Source organism: Streptomyces sp. NBC_01283, assembly GCF_041435335.1.
Taxonomy (GTDB): Bacteria; Actinomycetota; Actinomycetes; order Streptomycetales; family Streptomycetaceae; genus Streptomyces.
Map to the genome: position 1 here is coordinate 8,056,559 of NZ_CP108430.1, position 25,332 is coordinate 8,081,890.

The following is a 25,332-nucleotide window of genomic DNA, read 5'->3' on the forward strand; positions in this document are numbered from 1 at the left end:
CAAAATGAGAGCGTGCGGGGGTAGGGGCAGCCGATAGGGGTCATCGTGTTGCTGACGAGGTCGGGCGGGTCCGGCGGGCGCGGCGTCCGGGTGACGCGTCAGTGAGTCGGTGGGTTGGAGGGGCTCAGCGGTCAGCGGTCAGCGGTCAGTGGGCAGCGGGGCAGCAGCTCAGCGGGTCAGCGCGTCCAGGGCGGTATCGGCGATGACCTTCAGGGCTTCGCGGTCGGCCCCGCCCTGTGCGGCGATCCGCATGCCGCCGATGACGGCGTTCAGGAAACGGGCCAGGTCGCCCGGGTCCCGCTCGGAGGCGATGTCGCCGCTGCCCTGTCCTGCACGGATGACGGCGCTGATGGCGGCCAGCCGCACCGCGAGGTCGCGGGCGAGCATTTCGGCGGCCTCCGGATCGCGCCCGGCGAGCTCCACCGTCGTATTGACGGTCAGACAGCCGATGCTGTGCCCGCCGCTTCCGCCGCCCTTGCGGCACTCGAACTCGGAGTCGACGATTCGGGCGAAGAGGGCGCGAAGGCGCTCCATCGGAGTGCGCTCCGTGTCGTCGAGGATCTCGACCTGGACGGACGTCATGGAGTCCATGTAGCGGGCCAGCGCTCGCTGGAACAGCTCGTGCTTGCTGCTGAAGGTGTTGTAGATGCTGCTGCGGCCCAGGCCGGTGGCGTCGCACAGGTCCTGGGTCGAGGTGGCCTCGTAGCCGTTCACCCAGAAGGCGTGCATCGCCGCGTCCAGGGCCCGTTCCTCGTCAAAGGTTCTCGGTCGGGCCATGTCGGTACCGTACCGATTTTGGAACGCCCAGTGCAATACGTGGATGGATCAAGTCCCTCTTCTCGTCGGTTACCTGTTACATGGCTCTACTGGTAACGTCGATCGGCAAGGTGAGACGCGATGCCCGGGCGGCAGCGGGAGGCAGTCAGTGACGTACGCGAGCACCTGGCATTTGGCGGAGAAGTTCGAGACGCCGGACGGTTACGTGAGGTGGGCATCGTTCGGGGAGGGGGACCCGGTGGTCCTCCTGCACGGGTCGCCGTTCTCGTCGTGCGTCTGGCGCTAGATCGCCCCCGCCCCGGCCCGGACCCGCAAGGTCTACGTCTGGGACCTGCTCGGCTTCGGGCAGTCCGAGCAGCGGGAGGGGCAGGACGTCGGCCTGGCGGCGCAGGAGAGGATCTTCGCCGCGGCCTGCTCGCGCACTGGGGCCTGTCCCGCCCCGGCGTCGTCGCACACGATGTGGGCGGGGCGGTGGCACTGCGGGCGCTGCTCCTGGAGGGCGCGGAGTACGGGGACCTCACGCTGGTGGACGCGGTCGGCGGTGGTGCGTGGGGGACGGGCTACTTCAAGCTCATCCGTGAGAACGCGCGCGTCTTCGAGCAACTTCCCGGCTACGCCCACGAGACGCTGGTGGCCAGCCACCTCCGTCACGCCACGCACATCGGCTACGGGCCGGGTGTCCTGGACGCGTACGTCGCCCCATGGCGCGGACCGGCGGGCCAGGCGGCGTTCTACCGCCAGCACCGCCAGTTCGCGCAGTCCCAGACGGACGAGCTCGAACCTCTCCTCGGCGAGGTGACCGTACCGACCCGCATCATCTGGGGCCGCGAAGGCCGCCTGCTCCCAACGGAGTTCGCCGATTTCCCGCGGGCCCGGATCCCGCACGCAGACCTGATCTGGGTGGGCGGCGCGGGCCACACCATCCAGGACGATGCCCCGGCCCGGCTGCTGTCGCACTTGACGACGGACCTCCGGCAGCCAGTCACCTGAGGGTCGGCGGCCATCGCTGATCGTCGCCGCGCCCTTGAAGTGAGCGCTACTCCCACTCCACCGCGAACGCCTGCCCTGGATTGACCGTCAGCATCTGCTCCACCACGGCTTTCCCTACGGCCAGTTCGAGCCGAGGCCGGACCCTGCGCAGCAGATACGGCATCCCGGGGCCCCCGTTGACCGCGCGCGCACCGGCAGTCGTTGTGTCGCCGCCGAGGAGCAGCCTGCCCGCGAAGCCTGCCTCGGCCAGGGCCTGTACGGCTTCCGGCATGCGCCAGTCCGTGGCGTGATGGGAGCGTGAGGGGCCGTCGAAGGCGAGGTAGGACCCGGCTTGGGCGGCCTCGCGGTGGGCGGTCAGGTCGGGGGAGCGGTTCAGGTGCCCGAGGATCACCTTGCCCGACGGCACTCCCAACTCCCCGCACAACAAGTCGAGTACGTCCAACGCGCCCGTGCCGAGCTCCAAGTGGACGGCGATGGGTGCGCCCGTCGCACGGTGGGCCTCGGCCGCCGACTCCATCGTCCAGCGGGCGTGCGCGTCCAGGCCGTGGAAACCGCCCGCCACCTTGATCATCCCTGCCCGAACGCTGGTGCCGCCGATGCCTTCCGTCAGCTCTCGTACGAAGACGCGCGCCAGCCCTTCGGCGCGCAGTCGCGTCAGCAACTCCGGTGCGTAATTGGGTGCTTGATGCAACCCCGTCGCGGCGACGATATGCACACCCGTCGCCCGGGAAAGTCCGGGGAGCTCACTCGCATGGCGTCCCATGCCGTGAGGCGTCCACTGGATGACGCTCTCCCCGCCGGCCCCATGAAAGGCGGCCAGCTCCTGTGCCGCAAGGTCGGTCGAGTCGAGCTCCTGGCCCGGGAGTTGAGGACTCGTCAGGAAGAGGTGATCGTGGGCGTCGCAGATACCGAGGTCCGTGGGCGCGAGGTCACCGAGTACGGTGCGGACCGCGCTCACCACTGCCGTCCCTGCGGGAGAAGCTCGCGCTCCGGAGCGGACAGGTGGAGGACTTGGAAGACCTCGCCCTCCTCCTTGGGTGATTCGTGGTCCCAGACAGAGAAGTGCACCGCCTCCCACGTTCGCGGGTCGATGGCCACGGCCGCGAAGATCGCCCCGTCCTGGCGAGCCAACCGCTCGGTCTCGGCGGTGAGTTCGGTGGCGAAGGCACCTAGAGGGGTGCGGGCAGGGATGCGCATACGATGCCGTATCGCGGATTTCGCAGCCTTCGCGGTGGGGGCTGAGGAGGCCGGCGTGACAGGCGTAACCGGCGTAACAGGCGTGGCTGACGTAGCCGACGTGGCTGACGTAGCTCCCGGCGATCCAGTCCCCTCCGCGTACGCCAACCCGCCCCAGTGCTGCACCTCCGGTCGCCCGAAATCATCGACGATGCCCTGGAATCCGGGGCCCCAGAGGAAGGAGTTCATGCCTTCCGGGGTGTTCCAGAGGTAGAAGGGCGCGTACTGGTTCACGGGGGAATTGTCTGCACCGCGTTCACGGATCAGGTAGGCCTTGACCCCGAGGCCTGCGTACTTGTCCAGCAAATGGCCTTTGGCGGCAACCCTGTTGCGGATAATTCCCATGTCGTAGTCGGCCGGCAGAGTGATCTCGTACTGCATCGCGTGCATGGTGGTCCGCTCCTCGCGTCTTCGCGTCTTCGTGTCCTGGCGTCCTCGCGCTCAAGGCGTCGGGTACTCGTCCGTGGCCACGTGCGCGTCCCAGTGCGTGGTCGTACCGTCGTCCGTTGCCTCGACCACTGCCAGGTGTGTCATGAAGGTGCGGGGCGCGGCGCCGTGCCAGTGCCATTCGTCCGGCTCGATCCAGACGGTGTCGCCCGCCCGGATCGTCTCCGCCGCACTGCCCTTGCGCTGCACAAGGCCCTCGCCCTCCAGGACGTGCAGGACCTGGCCGTGCGGGTGTCGATGCCAGGCGGTGTGGGCCCCGGGGGCGAAGTGGACGTTGAACATGCGCAGCCGGGAGGGGGACGGCGGCGCGGCGATCTCGTCCAGCCAGACCGTGCCGGTGAAGTTCTCGGTGGGGCCCATTTGACTGTCCGGGCGGTTGCGCGTGATGTGCACGTCTCTTCAAGTCCTTTACGCGGGAGGGTTGGTGGCGGCAAACAGCAGGGCGAGCAATCCGCGCACGCCGGTATCGAAGGCCGCGGGTGATCCCGAGGCGCGGGCGAGCACGTAGCCGCCCTGGACCGTCGCGACGACCGTCGCCGCGATCGCCTGTGCGTCGAGCGTGGCCGCGAACTCGCCGCGCTGCTTGCCCTCTTCGACGATTCCGGCGATCCGGTCCCGCAACCAGTCGAGTGTCTCGGTGACGGGCGCGCGCAGTTCGTCGCTCGCGATGACGTCGGGGTCCATCGTCAGCCGCCCGACCGGGCAGCCGCGCAGCACGTCGCGCTCGCGCAGCAGATACGCCTCGACACGTTCGTACGCCGACCCGGTGCCGCCCAACACGCCCTCGGCGGTTGCGCGCAGCTCGTCCGCTGTACGCCTGATCGCGGCGAGCGCAAGGTCAGGTTTTCCGGTGAAGTGGTGGTACATGCTGCCCTGGCCGGCGCCCGCGTGCTGCTGGATCGCCTTGGGGCTCGTGCCGACGTAGCCGCGCTCCCACAGCAGTTCGCGAGTGGATTCGATCAGACGCTCCGGGGTGCTCATGAAAGTACTGTACATACTAGTAGGTACAGAAGTCTAGGCGGCGGCTCCGAGGGGGAGCTGCGGTGGCCCGATCGGGGCGAGGTGCGGGTTGTACGTACCAGTATGTACAACCCAGACCCCCTCCCTGATGGCCGCGCCGCGCCGTACATACCAGTAGCTACAAGCCCCGCCCTCACCGCCACCCCCGCCGCGTCCCGCAGCTCAGCCCGCCCCGGAAGCGGTCCCGGGAGCGGTCCCGGGAGCAGCCCCGCAGCCCCCACGTACTCCCCGGGTGGTACGCGCACTGCCGCTGGCCGTACGACGACTCGAACCCCTTGGAGCGCGAGTCTCGACACATCGCACAAACCACCGCGGACGGTTCGGCAAGACCGAGCCGAGACCCGGCCCGAGCAACACGCCGAGACCTCGCACAAGCCACACGCCAAAACCCCGCAGACATCGCTCCCGAGGAGATGGACACCATGAACACCCTGGCTCACTTCGACGGCGGGCCCGGCCCGTGGATCCTGTTCTTCCCGCTCATCTGGGCGGCCGTCGTGATCGGCGGCATCACCCTCCTGCGCCGCACCGTGTGGCGGGGCCGCCGGGCGCCGTGGCAGCGGGACGGCGGCGAGCGGAACGTACGCATCGACGAGAAGTCGCCCATCGCCGTGCTCGGCCGTCGCTTCGCCTCCGGCGAGATCGACGAGGAGGAGTACTGGCGGCGACTGTCCGTTCTGAACGAGGAGTTCGGCCGCGCCTCCAAGGGCGGTGCGGCATGACCACCGCGACCGGAACCCGCGGCATCGACGCCACCACCGTCGATGCCGCCCGCGTCACCGATGCCGTCAAGGTCTATGGCAGCGGCGACACCGCCGTGCGGGCCCTGGACGGGGTGAGCGTCGGGTTTCCCGCCGGGCGCTTCACCGCCATCATGGGCCCGTCGGGCTCGGGCAAGTCCACCCTGATGCACTGCGCCGCGGGCCTCGACAACCTCACCTCGGGAGCCGCCTACATCGGCGACACCGAGCTGGGCGCGCTCGACGACCGCCGCCTCACACTGCTGCGCCGCGATCGCATCGGCTTCGTCTTCCAGGCGTTCAACCTGGTGCCGACGCTGACCGTGGCCGAGAACATCACGCTCCCGATGGACCTCGCCGGAAGACGCGCCGCCCGCACCGCCCGCACCGCCCGCACCGACCGTGCCGACGGGGCGTCAGCGGAGTGGATCGATGCCCTCATCGATGTGGTGGGGCTGCGCGACCGGCTTCACCACCGGCCCGCCGAGCTCTCCGGCGGACAGCAGCAACGCGTCGCCGTGGCAAGGGCGTTCGCGGGCCGGCCCGACGTCGTCTTCGCCGACGAGCCGACCGGCAACCTCGACTCGCGCTCCGGCGAGGAGGTCCTGGGCCTCCTGGGCCGCGCAGTACGGCAGATGGACCGCACCGTCGTCATGGTCACCCATGACCCGGTGGCCGCCGCCCACGCCGACGAGGTCGTCTTCCTCGCCGACGGCCGTCTCGTGGACCGGATGACGGACCCGACCGCCGACAAGGTTCTCGACCGGCTCAAGGCCTTCGACACGAAGGCAGCCGCCGGGACCAAGGCCCGAACCCCCACGGGCGCGGCCGCCGGGGCTGAACCCCGATCCGCCACGAACGCGGCCGCCGGAACCACTCCCCGTGCCACGCCCCACACCAAGGGAGCGCCATCATGAGTTCCGGCACCACACCCACCGCTGCTGCCTCCGCCTCCGCCACCGCCACCGCCCGCATCAGCCTCTCCTCCCTCCGCGGACACAAGCGCCGTTTCGCCGGTACGTTCCTCGCGGTCATGCTCGGTGTCGCCTTCCTGGCGGGCACGCTCGTCATGGGGGACACCCTGCGCGGCAGCTTCGACACGATGTTCGGCAACGCGACCAGCGGCACCGACGCCGTCGTCCGCAGCGCCGACACCATCACCACGCCCGACGACAGCCAGGGCACCCGGCAGCCCGTCAAGACCTCGCTCGTCGAGAAGATCGAGCGGACCGACGGAGTCGCCGCCGCCGCGCCCAGCATTCAGGGCGCGGGCCAGCTCCTGGGGAAGGACAAGGAGCCCATCGGCGGTCAAGGCCCGCCCACCCTCGCCGGCAACTGGATCGGCGACACGGAGCTGAACGCCTATCAGCTGGCCGAGGGGCGCGCCCCCGCCAAGTCCGGGGAGGTCGTCGTCAACCGCGGCGCCGCCGACTCCGGTGACCTGAAGACCGGCGACACGACGACGCTGCGCACCCCCGAGCCCGTGCAGGTGACGATCGTGGGCCTCGCGGCCTTCGGCGGCGAGGACGGCATGGCGCAGACCACCTTCACCGGCATGACGCAGGCCGACGCCGAGAAGTACCTGACGCCGAAGCCCGGCGAGGCCGCGTCCATTCAGGTGCGGGCCGGGCCCGGCGTGAGCGAGCAGGAACTGGTCGACGCGCTGAGTCCCGTACTCCCCAAGGGAGTTGAGGCGATCACCGGTGAGGCGTCGGCGGCGGAGAACACGGACAACATCTCCGGCCGGTTCCTGACGCTCTTCACCAGCTTCCTGCTGGTCTTCTCCGGGATCGCGCTGCTCGTCGCCACCTTCAGCATCCACAACACGTTCGCGATCGTCGTCGCCCAGCGCACCCGCGAGAACGCCCTCCTGCGCGCGCTCGGCGCCTCGCGCCGCCAGGTCACCGCGGCCACCCTGATCGAGGCGAGCGTGGTCGCCGTGGCCGCGTCGGTGGCGGGCCTCGCGGGCGGCATCGGGATCGCGGCCGGGCTGCAGGCGCTCTTCCCCGCCATCGGATTCCCCTTCCCCGAGGGCGACCTGGTGATCAGCGGCCTGTCGATGCTGCTGCCGCCGGCCGTCGGCATCGTGGTCTGTCTCGGTTCCGCGCTGCTGCCCGCCGTACGCGCCGGGCGCACCGCGCCCCTGGCCGCGCTGCGCGAAACCGCGGTCGACCGCTCCGGGGCTTCACGCAACCGAGCCGTCGCAGGCGCGGTCCTCGCACTCGCAGCCGTCGGCCTCTCGCTGACCGGCGTCCTCGTCAGCCCGTCCGTGTGGCTGGCCGGGGCCGGTGCGGTCCTCGCGCTCGTCGCGTTCGTGGTGCTGGGGCCGGTCGCGTCCTCGCGGGCGGTACGCATTCTCGGCGAGCCCCTCGACCGGCTGCGCGGCGTCACGGGCGGACTCGCCCGGCGCAACGCCCTGCGCAGCCCCAAGCGGACCGCCGCCACCGCGAGCGCCCTGATGATCGGCGTCGCCGTCGTCTCGCTCTTCACGGTCTTCGGCGCCTCCCTGAAGGCGACCATGGACCAGACGGTGAACCGGTCCTTCGCCGGTGACCTCGCCATCAGCACCCCCGGTTTCGGCGCGGGCGGCAGCGGACTCAGCCCCAAGCTGGCCCCCGCGCTCGCCGAGCGGCCGGAGGTCTCGACCGCGGTCGGGCTCGGCAGGGGCGCGGCGGAGGTCGACGGGGAAGGGCGTGCCCTGACGGTCACCGACCCCGGCCCCTTCGCCAAGTCCTTCGACCTCGGTACGGTCGACGGATCGCTGGACGGCCTCGGCACCAACGGCATCGCGATCACCCGCGAGGAGGCCGAGAAGCAGGACCTGAAGGTCGGTTCGACGACCGAGTTCGCCTTCGCCGACGGCAAGAAGGCCACGTTCACGGTCCGCGCGCTGTACGGCCGGTCGGAGCTCGCGGGGGACTACGTCATCACCCGCGAAGCCTGGGCGCCGCACCGCATGCAGGACGCCGACAGTCTCGTGTCCGTCAGTCTCAAGGACGGTGTGAGCGCGGCCGACGGCAAGGCCGCGGTTTCCAAGGTCACCCAGGAGTACGGCAATCCGGATGTGCAGACGCGTGGTGAGTACGCGCAGTCCGCGGCGGGCGGCATCGACATGATGCTCACGCTGGTCTACGCCCTGCTCGCGCTCGCCGTCCTGATCGCCCTGCTCGGCATCGCCAACACGCTGACCCTCGCCATCCACGAACGGACCCGTGAGCTGGGTCTGTTGCGTGCCGTCGGACAGACCAGGGCGCAGCTGCGGGCCATGGTCCGCTGGGAGTCGGTGCTGGTCGCCGCCTTCGGCACGGCCGGTGGCCTGGTGCTCGGCGGGTTCCTCGGCTGGGTGCTCGTCAAGGCGTCGGACGGCGCGACGAGCAGTGCCTTCGCGTTCGCGGTGCCGCCCGTACAGCTGGCGGTGGTCGTCCTGGTGGGCCTGACGGCGGGAGCCCTCGCGGGTCTGCGTCCGGCACGGCGGGCCGCACGCCTGGACGTGCTGCGTGCCATCGCCACCGAGTGACGAAGGCCGCCCGCTCCGCGGAGCCTGTCACCGCCCGGTCAGCCGGCAACGGCCGACCGGGCGGGAGTGTGTCCGGGCGCATGCCCGTCGGCGAGGGACTTCGGCCCGATACCCAGGTCCGCGAAGGGACCCGCGGTGGCCGCGCCGTACGCCGGGTAGGCGGGCGGCAGGGCGACGGTGGACGTAGGGGCCGGGAGGGTGAACCAGACGACCTTGCCGGTGTCGCCATGGGGGCGTACGCCCCAGCTCTCGCTGACCGCGGCGATCATGGCGAGCCCGCGACCGCCGGTCTCGAACGGCTCCGCGTCGTGCACCTCGGGCAGACGGGGGTCGTGATCGTGCACGGAGACCGTGAGGCGGTCGAGCAGCAGCTCGATCTCCACGGTGCACACCTTGTCCGGCTGTGCGTGCCGGTGCACGTTGGTCAGGAGCTCGGTCACACCGAGCGCGGCCTGGTCTATCAGCGGATCGAGATGCCAGTAGCGCAACTGTGCCGATACGATTCTGCGCACCTGGCCGATCCGGGACGGCAGGGCCTGAAGCTCTACCGTGCAATATCTGCTTGGCTGGCTGATCACGGCTGCGACTCCCCGAATTGCGGTCCGGAAGAAGGCGACGATCGGATCCAGCAGCGGCTGCGGGGTCTGCCGGCTGCTGTTCGTGGCCGGCGGGCTGGTTCGCAGCGTCATCGCCGGTGAACCCAGAGTGATGTGAGACCAGAGTGACTCAGGGGGTGCGGGCGTGCAACTCGCACCGCTCCGGCCGGGACCGCGAGAGCTCCTCAGGCGCCTGCCATGCGGCCTCCGGCCCGGCGCACCGCGTCGATGAACTTGCGCACCGTGGGCGGACCTGCTTTGCCGGGCGCCGGTTCATGATCGGCGAGGGTGAGCCGGTAGCGCGTGCCGTTCAGTTCCGCAAGGGCCCGGTCGTCGGCGGCGAACCATGGCTTGCCGGCCCGGACGGTCTGCACGGGCGCGCTGTCGATCTCCCTGCCATAACTGGTCAGTAGCTCGAACCTGCCGTCTGTGATACGGATTTGACCCGCCCGGGTGAGAGAGCGCAGCCGTCGTCCGATCCGCACGCCTGTGGCCGTGAACTCCGGCTCCGCCATGACGTTCCGCCCCCTTGAGCGCTTCGGTGAATCGTTCCGTACGGGACCGCCTCCCCGTGCGGTGCAGTCTGCACGCACCTGACGTCGAGCACCAGTGCGTATGAAGACGTGGTCATGAGTGGACGCGGTCCCCTTCCCAGTGTGCCGTGTCGCTGTGTCAGTCGGCTGCGCCAGGTGTGCCTTTGAGGTGCTCAAAGGCGTGTTTATGCAGGTGAGAAGCGTGCGAAAGGTGCTTATGATCGAGGTGTCCGGCCCGCTCCGAGCGCGGCCAGGTTGACACCAAGGAGCCGCGCGGTGAGCACCACACAGCAGGATCAAGCCGACGAGCCGACGACCACGCTCGATGTGGACCGCAGCGACGCGGAGTACCGGGCCTGGCTCAAAGAAGCCGTACGCAAAGTGCAGGCCGATGCCAATCGTTCCGCCGACACGCATCTGCTGCGCTTCCCGCTGCCGGAACAGTGGGGCATCGACCTGTATCTCAAGGACGAGTCGACCCATCCGACCGGCAGCCTCAAGCACCGTCTCGCCCGCTCGCTCTTCCTCTACGGCCTCTGCAACGGCTGGATCCGGCCGGGGCGCCCGGTCATCGAGGCCTCCAGCGGCTCGACGGCCGTCTCCGAGGCGTACTTCGCGAAGCTGATCGGCGTGCCCTTCATCGCGGTGATGCCCCGCACGACGAGCGCCGAGAAGTGCCGACTGATCGAATTCCACGGCGGCCAGTGTCACTTCGTGGACGACTCACGCACGATGTACGCCGAGTCGGCCGCCCTCGCCGTCGAGACCGGCGGTCACTACATGGACCAGTTCACCTACGCGGAACGGGCGACCGACTGGCGGGGCAACAACAACATCGCCGAGTCGATCTACCAGCAGATGAAGCTGGAGCGCTACCCGGAGCCCGCGTGGATCGTCGCCACGGCGGGCACCGGCGGCACCTCGGCGACCATCGCCCGTTACGTCCACTACATGCAGCACGACACCCGGATCTGTGTCGCCGACCCCGAGAACTCGTGCTTCTTCGACGGCTGGACCAACCACGACCCGGACGCCACCAGCGACTGCGGATCCCGCATCGAGGGCATCGGCAGGCCGCGGATGGAGCCGAGCTTCGTGCCCGGCGCCATCGACCGCATGATGAAGGTGCCGGACGCGGCGAGCGTCGCCGCCGTACGAGCCCTGGAGCAGGCGATCGGCCTCAAGGCGGGCGGCTCGACCGGCACCGGCCTGTGGAGCTCCTTGAAGATCGTCGCCGAGATGGTGGCCGAGGGCCGCACCGGCAGTGTCGTCACGCTCATCTGCGACCCGGGCGACCGCTATCTGGACAAGTACTACTCGGACGCGTGGCTGGCCGAACAGGGGCTGGACATCACGCCGTACGCGGCCGCCATCAAGTCGCTCCTCGCGAACGGCACCTGGACCTAGGGCCCCAACGCCTTTTCAGGGCTCAGGTGTTGGCCGCGGCGAGGCGGCGTTCGAGGGCGGTGACGGCGTCACGGAACGCGCGGCCGAGGCCCGGCCTGCCGAGCTTCAGGGCGAGGCGCAGCGCGGCGGGTCCGTCCGCGGCGAACGTCCACTGCACACGGGTGCCGGTCCCGGCCGGGGTGAGGTGCCACTCCTCCAGCAGGGCGCGCAGGCCCGGGGTGTTCGACTCGTCGACGCGGTAGGCGTACCGCTGCGGCGCCTCGGCGGCGACGATCGTCTCCCAGAAGCGCGTGCCGCCCTTGAGCCGGACCTCGCGGCCCTTGCCGCCCTCCGCGCCGTCGGTGGGCCGGCAGAGCGTGACCGCCGAGAACCACTCGGGCCAGTCGGCGGTGTCGTCGGCGAGGGCGCGGTACACCGTCTCCGGGGACGCGCTCACCTCACGTGCGAAGACCAGACGCAACGGAGCGGACTCGGCGAACTCCAGCCCCACGGGCCTCAGTCGGCGTGCCATCGAACTCAGCCCCCAAGCGGAATCAGGTCGTTGACCGGGACCGTCACCATAGCTGGCGGACCGTCAGATGTCTGCGGTGCTACCGGCGTTCGCCGCCCGCCCGACACTTTCGCCGTGCTCGCCCTGCTCGTCGGCCCCCGGCTCCTCGGGCTCGCCCGTGACCACCAGGCGCCGCAGATGCTCGGAGATCTCCGTCCGCGCCTCCGCGGGAAGACCCGCATCCGTCACGAGCGTGTCGACCTGCTCCAGCGAGGCGAACGAACTGAGCCCCACCGTGCCCCACTTGGTGTGGTCGGCGACCACGATGACCCGCCGCGCCGACTGCACCAGACGCCGGTTGGTCTCCGCCTCCGCGAGGTTCGGCGTGGACAGACCGGCCTCCGCCGATATGCCGTGCACACCCAGGAAGAGCACATCGAAGTGCAGCGCGCCGATCGCCTGGTCGGCGACCGGACCGACCAGCGAGTCCGACGGAGTGCGCACCCCGCCCGTGAGGACGACGGTGGCCGCGCCCTGACGCTGGCCCGAGGTGCGCTGCGCGGAGTGGAAGACATCCGCGACCCGCACCGAGTTCGTCACCACCGTGAGGTCCGGCACGTCCAGGAGATGGTGGGCCAGCGCATACGTCGTCGTGCCGCCGGAGAGCGCGATCGCCGTGCCCGGCGCCACCAGTGAGGCCGCGGTGCGCGCGATGTCCTCCTTGGCGTTCAGCTCCAGGCCCGACTTGGCCTCGAACCCCGGCTCGTGCGTGCTCGCCTCGACGACCGGGACGGCGCCGCCGTGCACCTTCTCCAGGACTCCCTGGCGGGCGAGGGCGTCGAGGTCGCGGCGGACCGTCATGTCCGACACACCCAGCTTGCGGGTCAGTTCATTGACACGGACCCCGCCCCGGCGGCGTACCTCATCGAGGATCAAGGCGCGGCGCTGCTCCGCGAGGAGGTTCTGATTCTCACTCACGTCCGTCCCGGCCCTTCTGCCTCGTCACACCCGTCGCGCCCGTCCATCGCGCTGCCTCATCCTCGCATGCGCCGCCGGCGGACGGCCCACCGCCCGATTCCGTGCGCTCACCCGGAACGGGGAGATTACGTGATGGCAGGTGTGGGCGAGGCCGGGAGCGGAGATCCTTGAGGCCTGACCACGCGCACATCGGGGGAAGCGAACAGTGGCAGCTGACCAAAGAGAAGAGACGGCTCTCGAACTCCTCGTCCATGGAGTGGGGGGCACCACACCCGAGGAGATGCTGGGCGATCCCAGGACCGTCCGGGTCTCCGGCGACGAGACGGCGGCCGTGTTCCGCCGCACCGAGGACGCCGACGCCGAGAAGCGCCCGGACGACTACCGCGGCAAGCCGGTCCCTGAGGCGTACGTCTGGTGCAACCTCACCTCCGGGAACGGCTCGCGGGCGCTCTGGCTGCTGCTGCTGCCGTTCATGGTGATCAACCTCGCGCACTGGATGCGCCCGACGTCCAGGCGCATGCGCAGGACCGTCCGGCTCTACGGCCTCCTGGTGCGCCTGACCGGACTGACCCTCACGGTCCTGCTCGTCGCCGCCGCCTGCGAGGTCGCCATCGACCTGACCGCATGGCAGTGCGCGGGCACCCCCGCGTGCGCCGCCGACCGCTCCTGGCTCGGCTTCCTCGCGACCGACGCCTCCGGGCACGGCGGCTGGTGGAGCCAGCCGGGCCGCCGCCTCGCCTTCGCCGCCGTCCTGCCCGCCGCACTCACCGGCCTGCTCTGGTACCTGTCCCAGCGCACCTGGAGCGCGTACGAGTCCCAGACGCCGCTGCCTCACCAGGCCGACCCCGAGGAGGAGCCCGGACGCACCGCGCTCGGCAAGCCCGGCTTCTGGTACGGACGCCGCCTGGTGGCGCGCCTGCGCGCCGCGCACACGGCCGCCGGGCTCCTCACGGTGGCCGCCGCGGTCGGCGCGTCGGCCACGCGCCACGACCGGCGCACCGGCGGGCCCGCGCTGCTCGACGCCATCGGCTGGATCCTCGACGTGGCGATGGTTCTTGGCGGCGGCATCGTCGTCCTGGTGGTCTGGCGCAGGGGCCGCAGCGAGAACAAGCTCGACCGGCACCTCGACGAGAAGCTGATCCGCAGGCTGCCCCTGGGCGCGCTCGCCCTGCTCGTCCTGACTCTCCTGTACGCCGGGTGGTCACGCCCCGACTGGACCTCGGAGGGCAGGCTGCCGGGCAACGCGACCTTCGGTGGCATCGCCCTCGTCCAGGGGCTCCTGGTCATCGCCCTCGCGGTGGTCGCACGCGTCCTCTACCGGACTGCCCCCGACCCGCGCACCGCCCTGCGGGGCTTCGCGGGCCCCGCCGTCGCCATGCTGGCCTGCGCGCTCGGCGGGGTGATGTCCGGAGGCGGCGCCCAGCGCGTCGCCGACTGGCTCGACGGCGCGGGGGAGCCCGGCTCCGGCGGCTCCATCGACGGCCCGCCCGTACTCCTGACCTGGCAGGCGTCCGTCATCCCGCCCCTCCTGGTGGTCGTCGCCGCGCTCTGCGGCTGGCTCGGTATCCGCACCTGGCGGCGGGCACGCCGCGACCGGCCGACCATCCCGCTCGAGTACCCCGGCGAGCCGAAGGACACGGCCCGCAGCCGCCGCATCGCGGGCACGCGCGCGCGTGCCGCCCTCACCGACCGGGCCCCGCTCCTGGTGGGCATCACCTCGGCGGTGACGCTGCTGCTCGGTGCGGGAGCGCTGGTGGGCGCCTGGGTGAGCGAGAAGGTCCCGAGCGAGGCCGCGCAGGGACTGCCCCTCTTCTTCGAGGGAGCGGTCGAGACCTCGCAGGCGCTGGGCTCCTGGCTGATCGGCTTCGGCTTCATACTGTTCGTCACCTGGGGCCGCCGCGCCTACCGCGACAAGTCCGCGCGCCGCACCATCGGCATCCTCTGGGACGTCGGCACCTTCTGGCCGCGCGCCGCCCACCCCTTCGCTCCGCCGTGCTACGCCGAGCGCGCCGTCCCCGACCTCACCTGGCGCATGCACACCTGGACCCGCGCGACGCGCGCCACGGGCGGCAGGCTCGTCATCTCCGGCCACTCGCAGGGCAGCGTCCTGGCCGCCGCTGCCGCCTGGCAGCTGTGGCCCTCCGTCCGCAAGAGGGTCGCCCTCCTCACGTACGGCTCACCCCTGGAGCGCCTCTACGGCCGGTGGTTCCCGGCCCACTTCGGTCCGGCCGCCCTCGGCTCGCTGCACCGCGAGGTCGACTGCTGGCGCAACCTGCACCGCGCCACCGACCCGATCGGCGGCCCCGTCCGGGTCGTCACCGGCGACAAAGGACCGCAGGTCGACCGCGACGAGCTCAAGGACCCCCTGGTCTACGGCCGCACGGAGGAACACCCGCTGCCCGCACCGATCCTTGGCCACTCCGACTACCAGGCCGACCCCGCCTTCGCCGAGGAGCGCGCCCGGCTGCTCGCCCGGCTCAAGCCCGCCGTGCCCGCGCCGCGCCCTCAGGCCGACGAGGCCGATGAAACCGCCGGGCCCGCCGCACCGGTCATGGCAGCTCCGGCAGATCCTCCGGATACAGCAGGGTGAGATCGTCCGTGCTCGGCTCCTCGAACTGGGCGACCCGCCCCGCGTGCCGCTCCACCATCGCCTCGAACGTCTGGCGGGCGGTGCGGCCGTTGCCGAACGCGGGGCCCTTCGGAAGTGCCGTGAAGTACTTCAGGAGGGCCTCGCCCGTCCCCGTGTCGAGGCGGTACTCGTGCTCCTCGGCCTGCTGCTCCACGATCCGGAGCAGCTCCTCGGGGGCGTAGTCGCCGAAGGTGATGGTCCGTGAGAAGCGGGACGCCACACCGGGGTTGACGGAAAGGAAGCGCTTCATCTCCGCGGTGTAGCCCGCGACGATCACCACCACCGCCTCGCGGTGGTCCTCCATCAGCTTCACCAGCGTGTCGATGGCCTCCCGGCCGAAGTCACGCCCGGAATCCTCGGGCGAGAGGGCGTACGCCTCGTCGATGAACAGCACACCGCCGCGCGCCCGGTCGAAGGCCTCCTGGGTGCGGATCGCCGTCGACCCGATGTGCTCGCCCACCAGGTCGACCCGGGACACCTCTACGAGATGCCCGCTCTCCAGGACGCCGAGCGACGCCAGGATCTCGCCGTAGAGCCGCGCCACGGTCGTCTTGCCGGTGCCGGGGGAGCCGGTGAACACCAGATGGCGGCGTGCCGAGGCCGCCTTGAGCCCGGCCAGCTGCCTGCGCCGCCCGACCTCGATCATGTCCGTGAGGGCGCGCACCTCGCGCTTGACGCTGTCCAGGCCGACCAGCTTGTCGAGTTCACCGAGCACGTCCTTCGACGAGCGGGACGGCGGCTCGGGGGCCGTGGCCTTCGCGGGCTCCGGGTCCGTGCGCTGACCGGGGATCGTGCCGAGCAGCCCCACGGACTGCTTGGCCGTCTGCGGGGCGGCCCCCTGAGGCGTCGCCGCCGTCGCCGCCGTCGCCGCGGCCCGGACCCCGCCGCTCTCGTCGCTGGTGCAGTCCTCGACCAGCGGACCGTCCTCGGCGAACTCGAAGCCGCCGCGCGCACACCGCTCCGTACGGCACTTCTTCAGCGTCGTACGGCATCCGTCGATGACGTGGAAGCCGTACCCGCCGCTGTCGTTCACGCGGCAGCCGTGCAGGCTGCCGCGTCCGCCCGCGGAGACGTAGAAGCCGGCCTCCGCGGGTGAGGTGACCGTGCAGCGCTCGATGGTGGGGTCGGCACCCTTGGTGACGATGACGCCCGTCTGGACGCCGTCGACCGTGCAGTTGGCCAGGGTGCCGCCGCTGCCGTGATCGCGGAACCACGCGCCGGTGGCGGCCTCGCGGATCCGGCAGTCGTCGAGCTGCGCCGTCGCGCCGTCGCTCACGGACACCGCCGTGTTGCGCACCTGGGAGAGGTCGCTGTCGACGACGTCGGCGCGCGAGCCGCGGTCCAGGACGAACAGCGCGTCCGGTACGTCGTGCACCCGGCAGGACTCCAGGACGACCGTCGCGCCGTCGCTGACCCACACCGCGGGGTAGTCGCCCGTGCTGTCGTGGATCTCGCACTGGTTGGCGTCCACGCGCGTGCCCGGGTCCCACACCGAGAGGCCGTTGCGCCCGAACTGCCGCACGGTGGAACGGGTCAGGGTCAGGACCGAGCGGGAACGCAGATCGATCGCGTTCTCCGGGATGTCGTGGATGCGGCAGTCGGCGAGCGTGAGCACGGCGTCCGTGTCGAGCGTGACGCCGTCCGACGTCGTGCGGTGCACGTCGCAGTCCGTCAGATGCGCCGCAGCGCGCCCCGTGATCTGCACGCCCGAGCCCTTGACCTCGTACACCTCGCAGCCGATCGCCTCCAGCCCCGAGTGCTCACCGGTCACCGAGAGCCCCGCGCCGGATGCGTGATGCACCCGGCAGCGTTCGAGACGGGGATGCGCGCCGCCGCGGACGGCGATGCCCGACTGCCCGGCCGAGACGACCTCGCACTCCTCGAAGACACCGCCTCCGCCGTCGAGGACGGCGATGCCGATGCCGCCGGGGTTGTCGACCGTGCAGCGGCGGACGGTCGGGCGTGCTCCGCCGCGCACTTCGATGCCGGCCGCGGAACGCGTCACCACGCGTACGTCGATGAGTTCGGGCGCCCCGTCCTCGACGAGCAGCGCGGGCGCCGCCGAGTCCTGCCCCTCGACGTGCAGGTCCTGCACCACGGCGGACGAGCGGACGGTGAGCGGCACCCCGTCGCTGGGTGCGATGCGGACGGAGCCGGGGGAGCCCTCGGGGCCGCGCAGCGTCACCGCCCGCTGGACGACGAGGTTCTCGCGGTACGTGCCGGGGGCGATGGTGAGCACGTCCCCGTCGCTCGCGGCCTCCAAGGCGGCAGCGAGCGATGCGTAGTCGCCCGTGCGGCGCCGCCATCGCGAGGTGCCGGTGTGCGTCACCTGGACCGTGCCCTGTGCCATGGAGTTGCTCTGCCCCCACCTTGTCGTACGCGGGACCTCACGACCTCGCGCAAGGCGCCGAAGAGTTCGGCCGGTCCACCGTAGCGCGCGCGGCGAGGGCGAGTTGACCCGATCGCCAGGCTCTCACCTGGTCATCGCCGGTCTCTTACGGGCTCAGCCGGTCGCGGAAGGGCTCGGAAGACCGGCGTCCGGTGCCTCAGGAGCCGGTGCCGGTCCGTCCCCAGTCCGGTCCGGCCCTGTCCCAGGCCTGGTCCCAGCGGTCGTAGCGCCGCAGGACGATCCGCCAGACGACGATGCGCCTGACGCCCTCGACGAGTCCGGCGACGGCCACGGCGGCGCCCATCCCGGCCAGTGCCGCGTGGGTGCTCGCGGTCGCGTCGTCCAGCGGGCGGCCGACCACCTGGCCGTGTTCGTTCGTCCAGAGCCGGAAGCGGTCGCCCGGGTCGGGGGACCGGAGGGCGGCGACCACGGTGCCGGAGCGCGCCGTGCCGTCCGGAGCCGTCCATTCGGCGAGCACACGGCTGTGTCTGTCACGTGCGGAGGACGTCTCGGGGTCGGGGTCGACCGGGGGTCTCGACACCTTCCTGATCACCGTGCCCGCGACCTCGTGACGCGCCTTGTGCTGTTCCCGGACCGACTGCAGCAGGGCGTCCCGCGAGGCGCCGCCGATCGCCAGGCCGGCCAGTGGCGCGGCGACGGCGATGAGCAACACGGCCACGCAGGCCACCCAGGCTTCGACGAGGTCGGTCTTCCGGCGCAGCGGATTGTGCCGCCAGCGCCAGAGTCCGACGAGTGCTCGCACAGTCCTGCACCCCCTTCCGCGTCCGTCATCACCACGAACGGCACGGCCCATGCGCCGACGGGAAGAAGAGAGAGGGACATCACCCTTCATCCTGCACGCTCAACGACCATGCCCGGCCTTCGAGTTCCCCTCGTCGGAGGCCTTCAACCGATCTTTCAGCCGAGGACGGTGAACGGGTCACCGATCCGCACCGATCCGGTCGTTTCCGGCACCAGATTCTGGCCGAAGACCAGCTGGTCCCCGAACCGCCGGTGCTTGGCGAGCGTCCGCAGAGGCTCCTTGCCGCGCTCGGCGCTCCGCTGGTCGGTGGTGGTCACGACACAGCGACCGCACGGCTTGGCCACCCGGAAGGTGACCTCGCCGATCGCGACGCGCGACCAGTCGTCCTCGGCCCAGGGCGCCGTCCCGTCCACGACCACATTCGGCCGGAAACGGTTCATGGGGAGCGGACCCTCGTCGGGGTGATCGCCCTGCGCGATGAGTGAGTTCAGGGCGTCCAGGGAGGAGAGGGTGGTCAGGAGCAGCGGATACCCGTCGGCGAGGGTGACGGTCTCGCCGTCCTTGGCGTACGCGGGATCGATGGGGCGCCGGGTGGCGGGGTCGGCGAGGTGGACGAGCCGGATGTCCGTGCCGAGGTAGGCGCTGAACCAGGCGTGCGCCGCCGCGTCGGCGGGCTCCGCCCGCACCTTGTCCTTCCAGATCTCCACCGTGACCGTCTCGCCGGAGGGTGGCACGGCGACCGTCAGCGGCTCCTGGCCGGGCGCGGACATGCGTATGCCGCCGCCGGGCAGGAGCTCGGCGGCGGCCAACGCCAGCCTCGGATGAGTCCTTTGCGTGACGAGTCGTCCCGCGCTGTCGACCAGCATCCACCGTCGGTCACCCGCGAGCCCCCAGGGCTCGACGACGGCCTCACGCGGTGCGTGTCCCCCGACCGCCTTGAGCGGGTAGAAGTGGATCGAGTGCAGCGCTGGATTCGGCATGCCGTCATCCTGCCAGCAGCCGCCGACAGGGACGCGTGCGGGCGAATCAGTAGCCGCGGTAGGGGCGGTTGTACGGATCCTCGTACGTCGCCGGGGCGGGGCGGGGTGCCGCGGGGCGCATGGCCTCGTAGCCCGTACCGGCCGGGGGACGCTGTTGTTGCTGCGGGCCCGGGTATCCGCGCGGCGCCGATGGCTGCTGCGGGATGTACGGCGCCGGCGCCTGCTGCAGCGGTGCGGGCTGCTGCGCGTAGCCGTACGAGGGGTTGTGGTGGGACGGGGCAGCCGGCAGCGCGGGCAGGGCGGCCGGGAGCGCGGGCAGGTGGTGACTGCCCGTGTCGTACATGGCGGGGACCCGGATCGGGGCGATCTGAGGAGTACCCCGCTCGGCGACAAGGGAGTCGTAGATCGGAGTGTCCGGGAAGGACGGCGCGGAGTAGTAACCGCCGCCATAGGTGGAGCGGGGGGAGGTCATGACACATAAGTTAAGCCCTTGATGTGCTGGTTGGGGAGACCGATAAGAGGGTTGTTTTACGTGTCGGTAGTGACCTGACATCCCCAATGCGAGCGAACTTAGGAAAAATCGGTCGCGCGGCGGCGTAGGGATCCTGTAAAAGCCGAGCTCCGTACGGGTTACCGGCGGTTGACGCACGGTTGACGTGCGTCCCGTGCGCCGGGGTGTCCGCGGTGGCCATGGGCCTCGTGGGCGTCCGGGTAATAGGTTGGTCATGAACGGGACGGCGGCGGGCCGGACGTGAACTTGCGATGGGGGCGGACATGACAATGCCTAAAGGATCAAATGTTCCCGTGCCGGCACCTGCCGTGCGCGTCGAACTGGGCTGGGCTTCAGGGGCCGGGGTGCCGGACGCCGACGCGTCGGCCCTGCTGCTCGCCACATCCGGAAAGGTCCGCTCGGACGACGACTTCGTCTTCTACAACCAGGCGGTCCACTCCTCCGGCGCGGTGCGCCACGAGGGCAAGAAGACCGACGGCGGCCGGGTGACCGACGCGCTCGTGGTGGACCTCGCGCGCGTGGAGCCCGCCGTCGAGACCGTGGTGCTGGCCGCCTCGACGGACGGCGGCACGTTCGGGCAGGTGCCGGGCCTCTTCATCCGGGTCGTCGACGCGGCGAACGGCGCCGAGATCGCGCGCTACGACAGCGAGGACGCGACGGTGGAGACGGCGTTCGTCCTCGGCGAGCTCTACCGCCGCCAGGGCGCGTGGAAGTTCCGCGCCGTCGGGCAGGGCTACGGCAGCGGACTCCAGGGCCTGGCCACCGATTACGGGATCTCGGTGGACGAACCGCAGCAGGCACCGACGCCCGCCCCGGCTCCGGTGGCTCCCGCGGCCCCTGTCCAGGCCCCGCCGCCGCCCGCCCAGGCCCCCGCTCCCGCGGGCCCGCCCGTGCGGCTCTCCAAGGTCACACTCACCAAGGACGCCCCGTCCGTCTCGCTCACCAAGCAGGGCGGCACCTCCGGCGCGATGCGCGTGAACCTCAACTGGGAGGTGCGCAAGCAGTTCAAGGGCTGGGCGAGCAAGCTGGGCCGGGCCGTGGCGATGCACGCGGACCTCGACCTGGACCTGTGCGCCCTGTACGAACTGGCCGACGGCCGCAAGGGTGTCGTCCAGGCGCTCGGCAACGCCTTCGGATCGCTGGACCAGCCCCCCTACCTGCTGCTCGACGGCGACGACCGCACCGGCGCCGTGGCAAGCGGCGAGAACCTCACGGTCAATCTCGACCACATCAACGACTTCCGCCGCATCGTCATCTTCGTGACGATCTACGAAGGCGCGCGCAGCTTCGCCGACCTGAACGCCACCGTGACCCTGCAGCCGCAGCACGGCGCCTCCATCGACTTCTCGCTGGACGAGTGCACGGTGCCCTCCACGGTCTGCGCGCTCGCGCTGATCACGAACAACAACGGCGACCTCTTCGTCCAGCGCGAGGCCCGCTACCTGGTGCCCGAGCGCGGCGTGAGCCCGCAGCGCACCATCGACTACGCGTACGGCTGGGGCATGAACTGGACGCCAGGCAGGAAGTAACCCGCCTTCAGCGCTGTTCGGGAGCGGGATCGGGTCGGGCGTACGTCCGCCCCTTCCACGCCGCTCCCCGCCCCCTGTAGTGCTGCACCGCCGAATCCACCGTCATGAGGAGGTAGAGGAAAGCGGTGAACGGCAGCAGGGGAGCGAGCCAGAGCGTCTGCCGGTAGTAGCGCAGCATCGGGATGTACGTCGCCGTCATCACCAGCCACGCGGTCCCGCCGAGCACGGCGGGCACCGTGCTGCCGGTGGCCAGGCCGCCGAACAGGGCGACAGGGGGGACCAGGTAGATCAGGGCGAGCCCCAGGACCGTACCGAGCAGGATCAGGGGGCTGTGGCGCAGTTGGGCGTAGGCGCTGCGCGAGACCATCCGCCAGAGGTCGCCGAGCCCGGGGTAGGGGCGCACGCTGTCGACGCGTTCCGCGAGCCCCAGCCAGATGCGGCCGCCGGAGCGCTTCACCGCCCTGGCCAGCGTCACGTCGTCGATCACCGCGTGCCGGATGGAGTCGGGGATCCCCGCGCGCTCGGCCGCCGCCGTGCTCACCAGGACGCAGCCACCGGCGGCCGCGGCCGTGCGCGAGCCCTTCTCGGCGATCCAGCGGAACGGGTAGAGCTGCGCGAAGAAGTACACGAACGCCGGGACGACGAGCCGCTCCCAGATGCTCGCGACGCGCAGCCGCGCCATCTGCGAGACAAGGTCGAATCCGGCCGTCTCCGCCGCCGCGACCAACTCCCGCAGGCTGTCCGGTTCATGGGCGATGTCCGCATCGGTGAGCAGCAGATACCGGGGTGCACGCGCGCGTGCCAGGCCGATGCCGTGCCGCACGGCCCACAGCTTGCCGGTCCAGCCCGGCGGCGGCTCTCCTGGTGAGCCGACGGTCAGAGGGAGGCCTCCGTGGCGATCGGCCAGGGCGCGGGCCAGCTCGCCCGTGCCGTCCGAACTCCCGTCGTCGACAAGGAAGATCTCGGCCCGCCCCGGATAGTCCTGGGCCAGCAGCGAGGGCAGGCTCTCGGGCAGTACGGCGGCCTCGTCACGGGCGGGGACGACGACGCAGACCGAGGGCCAGGCGTCCGGATCGCGGCGAGGCGGCAGCCGCAGGTCCGTGCGCCAGAAGAAGCCCTGCCCCAACAGCAGCCACAGCCAGGCGGCAAGCGATGCGGCGGCGGTCCACACAACGGCGCTCATCCGCCGCAGTCTGCCCCACGGCACGGGGCGCCGGAGGGCGATCGACTATGGTGACCGGGTGAAGATCGCGCTCATTGACTCCGGTATCGGCCTGCTCCCCGCCGCGGTGGCGGTACGCCGTCTGCGGCCGGACGCCGATCTCATCCTGTCGTCGGACCCCGACGGGCTGCCCTGGGGGCCGCGCACCGCCGAGGACGTCACGGAGCGCTCGCTCGCCATCGCGGAGGCCGCCGCCGCGCACCACCCCGATGCGCTGATCGTGGCCTGCAACACCTCGTCCGTGTCCGCCCTGCCCGCCCTGCGCGCCCGGTTCGAACCCGACCTGCCCGTCATCGGGACCGTACCGGCGATCAAGCCGGCCGCGGCGGGCGGCGGCCCCATCGCCATCTGGGCCACCCCCGCCACCACCGGAAGCCCCTACCAGCGCGCCCTCATCGAGGAGTTCGCCGGCGGCGTAGGTGTCACCGAGGTGCCCTGCCCCGGTCTCGCGGACGCCGTGCAGTCTGCCGACGAGGCGTCCATCGACAGGGCGGTCGCCGCGGCGGCGGCCCTCACCCCGCGTGACGTAAGGGCCGTGGTCCTGGGCTGCACCCATTACGAGCTGGTCGGCGAGCGCATCCGCGCGGCCGTGCAGCAGCCGGACCTGCCGCCCCTGGTCCTGCACGGCTCCGCCGGGGCGGTCGCCGCCCAGGCGCTGCGCAGGACCGGAGAACTCGCGGGACCGGGCACCGGCACGGAGGGCGGCCTGACGGTCATCCTGAGCGGCCGCGCGGCCGAGCTTCCCCTCGCCGCCCACACGTACGCCGAAGGCCGACTGCTCGCGGCGGCCACTCCCGCGCGCTGAGTCCCGTACGGACGCATGGCTGACTCCCGTACGGACGCATGCCGGATCCGCGGGCGGACTCCTGCCGAGCCCGCGTACAGAAGGGCCCCGTCCGTCCACCCTTGGCCGTAACGCTCCGCGATGCGGTGCCTTCCCACGGGAACGTCGGTACTCTCGGTCGCATGAGGGACGACACCCACAGTGAGCGGGGCAGTACGGCCGAAGCCCCGCCGGACGTCTGGACCGGCAGCGCGACCAACCGCGTGCAGTGGCTGCTGGCGCTGGCCGGCGCTCTCTGCCTGGCGCTGGGGATCGAGCTCGCCGTCGACAGCATGTGGACGTCCGGGATCGCCGCCCTCGCCATGTCCGTCGTGGGGTGCATCGCCGCCGGGCTGCTGATCCTTTTCGGCACCCTTGCCTTCGTCCATGTCGCCGTGAAGGTCGACAAGGACTGCCTGGAGGTGCGCTGCGGCCATATGGGCCTGCCGCGCCGCCGCATTCCCCTCTCCCACGTGGTCGGCGCCGACTTCGCGCAGGCCGTCAGCCCCCGGCAGTGGGGCGGCTGGGGCTACCGCTCGCGGCCCGACATCGGCACCGCCGTCGTGGTCAGGCGCGGTGAGGGCCTGGTCCTCAGCCTGGGCGACGGCCGCAAGTTCACCATCACCGTCGACGACGCCGAAGCGGCCGTCCGGATCATTCGCGCCCGGCTGTCCATGGCGGCGCGCCCGGCGGCCTGACCTGCACTGTTTCGTCGCCCAGCGGTCGCGCCGTGGCGATGCCCGCGAGATACCCCGCACCCGTCGTCACCGCCGTGAGGCTCAGCGCGTTGCCGACCGAGGCCACGGCGGCGAGCGCCGTCAGGGCAGCGCCCGCCGACAGGACGACCTGGGTGGAGCGCGGCGAGCGGTACAGGGCGTACAGCAGCCAGCAGAAGACCGCCGCGAGCAGGATCACACCCACCAGGCCCTGCTCGGCCGCCTGCTGCAACAGCGCCGAATGGGGCTTGCCGTCCGTGAGCAGTTGTTCGGCGACCGTGGGGCTGGAGTCGGCGAATCGGCCGGGCCCCACCCCGAGCACCGGTTCCTGGCCCGTGAGCGCGAGCGCGTCCTGCCACAGCTCGACCCGGTACCCGTCGAGCTGGCCCTTCAGCGACGCGCTCAGCCCCTCCGGCAGCGTGTCGTCGGCGATCGCCCAGGTCAGGCCGGTCACCACGACGGTGGCCAGGGCGAGTCCCGCGAGGCCGGGCACCCTGCGCCGCATCAGGGCCGTCGCCAGCGAGCAGAGCAGGATTCCGGTGCACGCGACGGCCCCGGCCATCGAGCCGAGCACCAGGGCGGTCACCCCGATCCCCACGGCGAGGAGCCGCATCGCGAGCCGCGTCGCCGGACTGCGGGCCGCCCACGCCGCCGAGCAGGCCGCCCCCGATGCCAGGATCAGGAGCGCGGCCGTGGCTCCGGTGTGGCCGAGCGGCGCCGCGCTGACGGGATCCGGCGAGAGCTCCGGGGCCGCCGCCGCGAGCCCCACTCCGACCAGCGCACCGGCGCAGGGCGCGGCGACCGGCAGCAGCGCACCGCAGATCCGCCCGCCCGCGTACCCGGCGGCCACGGCGAGCACCGCCAGGAGCACGCCCTCGGGCTGCCCGCCCTGCACACCGGCAGTGATCAAGGTCCAGGCCGCGCACACGCCGAGCAGCGCGCAGCCCGTCGCGTCGGACGTGCTGCGTCTTTCGTACGCCCCTGGTGGCCCGGCCGTCGCGGCCATCCCCGTTGTCCCCACCCCGTCGCCCCCCGCCGT

General features: G+C 71.5%; 24 protein-coding genes and 1 pseudogene. 10 read left to right on the forward strand and 15 right to left on the reverse strand.

What is annotated here, in order from left to right; genetic code table 11:
- Positions 1 to 168: 168 nt before the first annotated feature.
- Positions 169 to 777 carry a TetR/AcrR family transcriptional regulator gene (locus tag OG302_RS36620; RefSeq protein ID WP_371530709.1) on the reverse strand — a complete coding sequence of 203 codons (609 nt, stop codon included), beginning with the start codon at positions 775 to 777 and terminating at the stop codon, positions 169 to 171.
- A 148-nt stretch (positions 778 to 925) separates the two neighbouring features.
- Here OG302_RS36620 and OG302_RS36625 point away from each other — a divergent pair.
- Positions 926 to 1,767, forward strand: a pseudogene (locus tag OG302_RS36625) (alpha/beta fold hydrolase).
- A gap of 46 nt (positions 1,768 to 1,813) precedes the next feature.
- Here OG302_RS36625 and OG302_RS36630 read toward each other — a convergent pair.
- Genes OG302_RS36630 through OG302_RS36645 form a run of 4 tightly spaced genes read right to left on the reverse strand, consistent with a single transcriptional unit; the run spans position 1,814 to position 4,431 of the window.
- Positions 1,814 to 2,725 (reverse strand): phosphotriesterase, encoded by a 912-nt coding sequence (locus tag OG302_RS36630; protein WP_371530710.1) that lies wholly within the window; start codon positions 2,723 to 2,725, stop codon positions 1,814 to 1,816.
- A complete protein-coding gene (locus tag OG302_RS36635; RefSeq protein WP_371530711.1) occupies positions 2,722 to 3,393 on the reverse strand; it encodes a DUF4865 family protein in 672 nt (223 codons plus the stop codon). Before OG302_RS36635 ends, OG302_RS36630 begins: the two co-directional genes overlap by 4 nt.
- Before the next feature lie 51 nt (positions 3,394 to 3,444).
- On the reverse strand, positions 3,445 to 3,843 hold the full coding sequence (locus OG302_RS36640; protein ID WP_371530712.1) for a cupin domain-containing protein: 399 nt from the start codon (positions 3,841 to 3,843) through the stop codon (positions 3,445 to 3,447).
- Positions 3,844 to 3,858: 15 nt separating this feature from the next.
- On the reverse strand, positions 3,859 to 4,431 hold the full coding sequence (locus OG302_RS36645; RefSeq protein WP_371530713.1) for a TetR/AcrR family transcriptional regulator: 573 nt from the start codon (positions 4,429 to 4,431) through the stop codon (positions 3,859 to 3,861).
- Positions 4,432 to 4,892: 461 nt separating this feature from the next.
- On the opposite strand from OG302_RS36645, the gene OG302_RS36650 reads away from it, so the two are divergent.
- The 3 genes from OG302_RS36650 to OG302_RS36660 are packed head-to-tail and all read left to right on the forward strand — an operon-like array spanning position 4,893 to position 8,727.
- The gene (locus OG302_RS36650) at positions 4,893 to 5,192 is read left to right on the forward strand and encodes an SHOCT domain-containing protein (RefSeq protein ID WP_371530714.1); all 300 of its coding nucleotides are present in this window, start codon (positions 4,893 to 4,895) and stop codon (positions 5,190 to 5,192) included.
- Positions 5,189 to 6,127 (forward strand): ABC transporter ATP-binding protein, encoded by a 939-nt coding sequence (locus OG302_RS36655; RefSeq protein ID WP_371530715.1) that lies wholly within the window; start codon positions 5,189 to 5,191, stop codon positions 6,125 to 6,127. Before OG302_RS36650 ends, OG302_RS36655 begins: the two co-directional genes overlap by 4 nt.
- Positions 6,124 to 8,727 carry an ABC transporter permease gene (locus OG302_RS36660; protein ID WP_371530716.1) on the forward strand — a complete coding sequence of 868 codons (2,604 nt, stop codon included), beginning with the start codon at positions 6,124 to 6,126 and terminating at the stop codon, positions 8,725 to 8,727. The genes OG302_RS36655 and OG302_RS36660 overlap by 4 nt, the downstream gene beginning before the upstream one ends.
- A gap of 38 nt (positions 8,728 to 8,765) precedes the next feature.
- Here the strand turns inward: OG302_RS36660 and OG302_RS36665 are convergent, their stop codons facing one another.
- Positions 8,766 to 9,305, reverse strand: coding sequence for an ATP-binding protein (locus tag OG302_RS36665; protein WP_371530717.1), 540 nt, complete (start codon positions 9,303 to 9,305; stop codon positions 8,766 to 8,768).
- Between OG302_RS36665 and OG302_RS36670 the strand changes: the two genes are divergently transcribed.
- The gene (locus tag OG302_RS36670; protein ID WP_371750404.1) at positions 9,277 to 9,441 is read left to right on the forward strand and encodes a hypothetical protein; all 165 of its coding nucleotides are present in this window, start codon (positions 9,277 to 9,279) and stop codon (positions 9,439 to 9,441) included. The two genes, OG302_RS36665 and OG302_RS36670, sit on opposite strands and share 29 nt — an antisense overlap.
- A gap of 67 nt (positions 9,442 to 9,508) precedes the next feature.
- Here OG302_RS36670 and OG302_RS36675 read toward each other — a convergent pair whose 3' ends face one another.
- Positions 9,509 to 9,838, reverse strand: coding sequence for a hypothetical protein (locus OG302_RS36675; RefSeq protein WP_371530718.1), 330 nt, complete (start codon positions 9,836 to 9,838; stop codon positions 9,509 to 9,511).
- Between the two features lie 294 nt (positions 9,839 to 10,132).
- On the opposite strand from OG302_RS36675, the gene OG302_RS36680 reads away from it, so the two are divergent.
- Positions 10,133 to 11,263, forward strand: coding sequence for a PLP-dependent cysteine synthase family protein (locus OG302_RS36680; RefSeq protein WP_371530719.1), 1,131 nt, complete (start codon positions 10,133 to 10,135; stop codon positions 11,261 to 11,263).
- A gap of 22 nt (positions 11,264 to 11,285) precedes the next feature.
- Here OG302_RS36680 and OG302_RS36685 read toward each other — a convergent pair whose 3' ends face one another.
- Complete coding sequence (locus tag OG302_RS36685; RefSeq protein WP_371530720.1) at positions 11,286 to 11,774, reverse strand: SRPBCC family protein; 489 nt, start codon at positions 11,772 to 11,774, stop codon at positions 11,286 to 11,288.
- 63 nt (positions 11,775 to 11,837) lie between these two features.
- The gene (locus tag OG302_RS36690; protein ID WP_371530721.1) at positions 11,838 to 12,731 is read right to left on the reverse strand and encodes a DeoR/GlpR family DNA-binding transcription regulator; all 894 of its coding nucleotides are present in this window, start codon (positions 12,729 to 12,731) and stop codon (positions 11,838 to 11,840) included.
- A 280-nt stretch (positions 12,732 to 13,011) separates the two neighbouring features.
- Here OG302_RS36690 and OG302_RS36695 point away from each other — a divergent pair, with 280 nt between their 5' ends.
- Positions 13,012 to 15,321 (forward strand): hypothetical protein, encoded by a 2,310-nt coding sequence (locus OG302_RS36695; RefSeq protein ID WP_371750343.1) that lies wholly within the window; start codon positions 13,012 to 13,014, stop codon positions 15,319 to 15,321.
- Here OG302_RS36695 and OG302_RS36700 read toward each other — a convergent pair.
- The 4 genes from OG302_RS36700 to OG302_RS36715 all read right to left on the reverse strand — a co-directional run bounded on the left by OG302_RS36700 (position 15,281) and on the right by OG302_RS36715 (position 19,964).
- A complete protein-coding gene (locus OG302_RS36700) occupies positions 15,281 to 17,710 on the reverse strand; it encodes a right-handed parallel beta-helix repeat-containing protein (protein ID WP_371530722.1) in 2,430 nt (809 codons plus the stop codon). The two genes, OG302_RS36695 and OG302_RS36700, sit on opposite strands and share 41 nt — an antisense overlap.
- Before the next feature lie 196 nt (positions 17,711 to 17,906).
- Entirely contained in the window at positions 17,907 to 18,512 is a 606-nt protein-coding gene (locus OG302_RS36705; RefSeq protein ID WP_371530723.1) for a hypothetical protein, read from the reverse strand.
- 155 nt (positions 18,513 to 18,667) lie between these two features.
- The gene (locus tag OG302_RS36710) at positions 18,668 to 19,492 is read right to left on the reverse strand and encodes an MOSC domain-containing protein (RefSeq protein WP_371530724.1); all 825 of its coding nucleotides are present in this window, start codon (positions 19,490 to 19,492) and stop codon (positions 18,668 to 18,670) included.
- 46 nt (positions 19,493 to 19,538) lie between these two features.
- Positions 19,539 to 19,964, reverse strand: coding sequence for a DUF6643 family protein (locus OG302_RS36715; protein ID WP_371530725.1), 426 nt, complete (start codon positions 19,962 to 19,964; stop codon positions 19,539 to 19,541).
- 290 nt (positions 19,965 to 20,254) lie between these two features.
- Here OG302_RS36715 and OG302_RS36720 point away from each other — a divergent pair, with 290 nt between their 5' ends.
- The gene (locus tag OG302_RS36720) at positions 20,255 to 21,532 is read left to right on the forward strand and encodes a TerD family protein (protein ID WP_371530726.1); all 1,278 of its coding nucleotides are present in this window, start codon (positions 20,255 to 20,257) and stop codon (positions 21,530 to 21,532) included.
- Between the two features lie 7 nt (positions 21,533 to 21,539).
- On the opposite strand, the gene OG302_RS36725 is transcribed toward OG302_RS36720, so the two are convergent.
- A complete protein-coding gene (locus OG302_RS36725; RefSeq protein WP_371530727.1) occupies positions 21,540 to 22,715 on the reverse strand; it encodes a glycosyltransferase in 1,176 nt (391 codons plus the stop codon).
- Positions 22,716 to 22,773: 58 nt separating this feature from the next.
- Between OG302_RS36725 and OG302_RS36730 the strand changes: the two genes are divergently transcribed.
- Positions 22,774 to 23,559 carry a glutamate racemase gene (locus OG302_RS36730; RefSeq protein ID WP_371530728.1) on the forward strand — a complete coding sequence of 262 codons (786 nt, stop codon included), beginning with the start codon at positions 22,774 to 22,776 and terminating at the stop codon, positions 23,557 to 23,559.
- A 161-nt stretch (positions 23,560 to 23,720) separates the two neighbouring features.
- Positions 23,721 to 24,275 (forward strand): hypothetical protein, encoded by a 555-nt coding sequence (locus OG302_RS36735; protein ID WP_371530729.1) that lies wholly within the window; start codon positions 23,721 to 23,723, stop codon positions 24,273 to 24,275.
- Here OG302_RS36735 and OG302_RS36740 read toward each other — a convergent pair.
- Positions 24,232 to 25,299 (reverse strand): O-antigen ligase family protein, encoded by a 1,068-nt coding sequence (locus tag OG302_RS36740; protein ID WP_371530730.1) that lies wholly within the window; start codon positions 25,297 to 25,299, stop codon positions 24,232 to 24,234. The two genes, OG302_RS36735 and OG302_RS36740, sit on opposite strands and share 44 nt — an antisense overlap.
- Positions 25,300 to 25,332 lie beyond the last annotated feature (33 nt).

Bases quoted from the DNA above. Each gene is read 5' to 3' on its own strand.
- OG302_RS36620 (WP_371530709.1), bottom strand. From the start codon at position 777: ATGGCCCGACCGAGAACCTTTGACGAGGAACGGGCCCTGGACGCGGCG.
- OG302_RS36635 (WP_371530711.1), bottom strand. From the start codon at position 3,393: ATGCACGCGATGCAGTACGAGATCACTCTGCCGGCCGACTACGACATG.
- OG302_RS36645 (WP_371530713.1), bottom strand. From the start codon at position 4,431: ATGAGCACCCCGGAGCGTCTGATCGAATCCACTCGCGAACTGCTGTGG.
- OG302_RS36650 (WP_371530714.1), top strand. From the start codon at position 4,893: ATGAACACCCTGGCTCACTTCGACGGCGGGCCCGGCCCGTGGATCCTG.
- OG302_RS36655 (WP_371530715.1), top strand. From the start codon at position 5,189: ATGACCACCGCGACCGGAACCCGCGGCATCGACGCCACCACCGTCGAT.
- OG302_RS36660 (WP_371530716.1), top strand. From the start codon at position 6,124: ATGAGTTCCGGCACCACACCCACCGCTGCTGCCTCCGCCTCCGCCACC.
- OG302_RS36675 (WP_371530718.1), bottom strand. From the start codon at position 9,838: ATGGCGGAGCCGGAGTTCACGGCCACAGGCGTGCGGATCGGACGACGG.
- OG302_RS36685 (WP_371530720.1), bottom strand. From the start codon at position 11,774: ATGGCACGCCGACTGAGGCCCGTGGGGCTGGAGTTCGCCGAGTCCGCT.
- OG302_RS36695 (WP_371750343.1), top strand. From the start codon at position 13,012: ATGCTGGGCGATCCCAGGACCGTCCGGGTCTCCGGCGACGAGACGGCG.
- OG302_RS36700 (WP_371530722.1), bottom strand. From the start codon at position 17,710: ATGGCACAGGGCACGGTCCAGGTGACGCACACCGGCACCTCGCGATGG.
- OG302_RS36710 (WP_371530724.1), bottom strand. From the start codon at position 19,492: ATGCCGAATCCAGCGCTGCACTCGATCCACTTCTACCCGCTCAAGGCG.
- OG302_RS36715 (WP_371530725.1), bottom strand. From the start codon at position 19,964: ATGACCTCCCCCCGCTCCACCTATGGCGGCGGTTACTACTCCGCGCCG.
- OG302_RS36720 (WP_371530726.1), top strand. From the start codon at position 20,255: ATGGGGGCGGACATGACAATGCCTAAAGGATCAAATGTTCCCGTGCCG.
- OG302_RS36725 (WP_371530727.1), bottom strand. From the start codon at position 22,715: ATGAGCGCCGTTGTGTGGACCGCCGCCGCATCGCTTGCCGCCTGGCTG.
- OG302_RS36735 (WP_371530729.1), top strand. From the start codon at position 23,721: ATGAGGGACGACACCCACAGTGAGCGGGGCAGTACGGCCGAAGCCCCG.
- OG302_RS36740 (WP_371530730.1), bottom strand. From the start codon at position 25,299: ATGGCCGCGACGGCCGGGCCACCAGGGGCGTACGAAAGACGCAGCACG.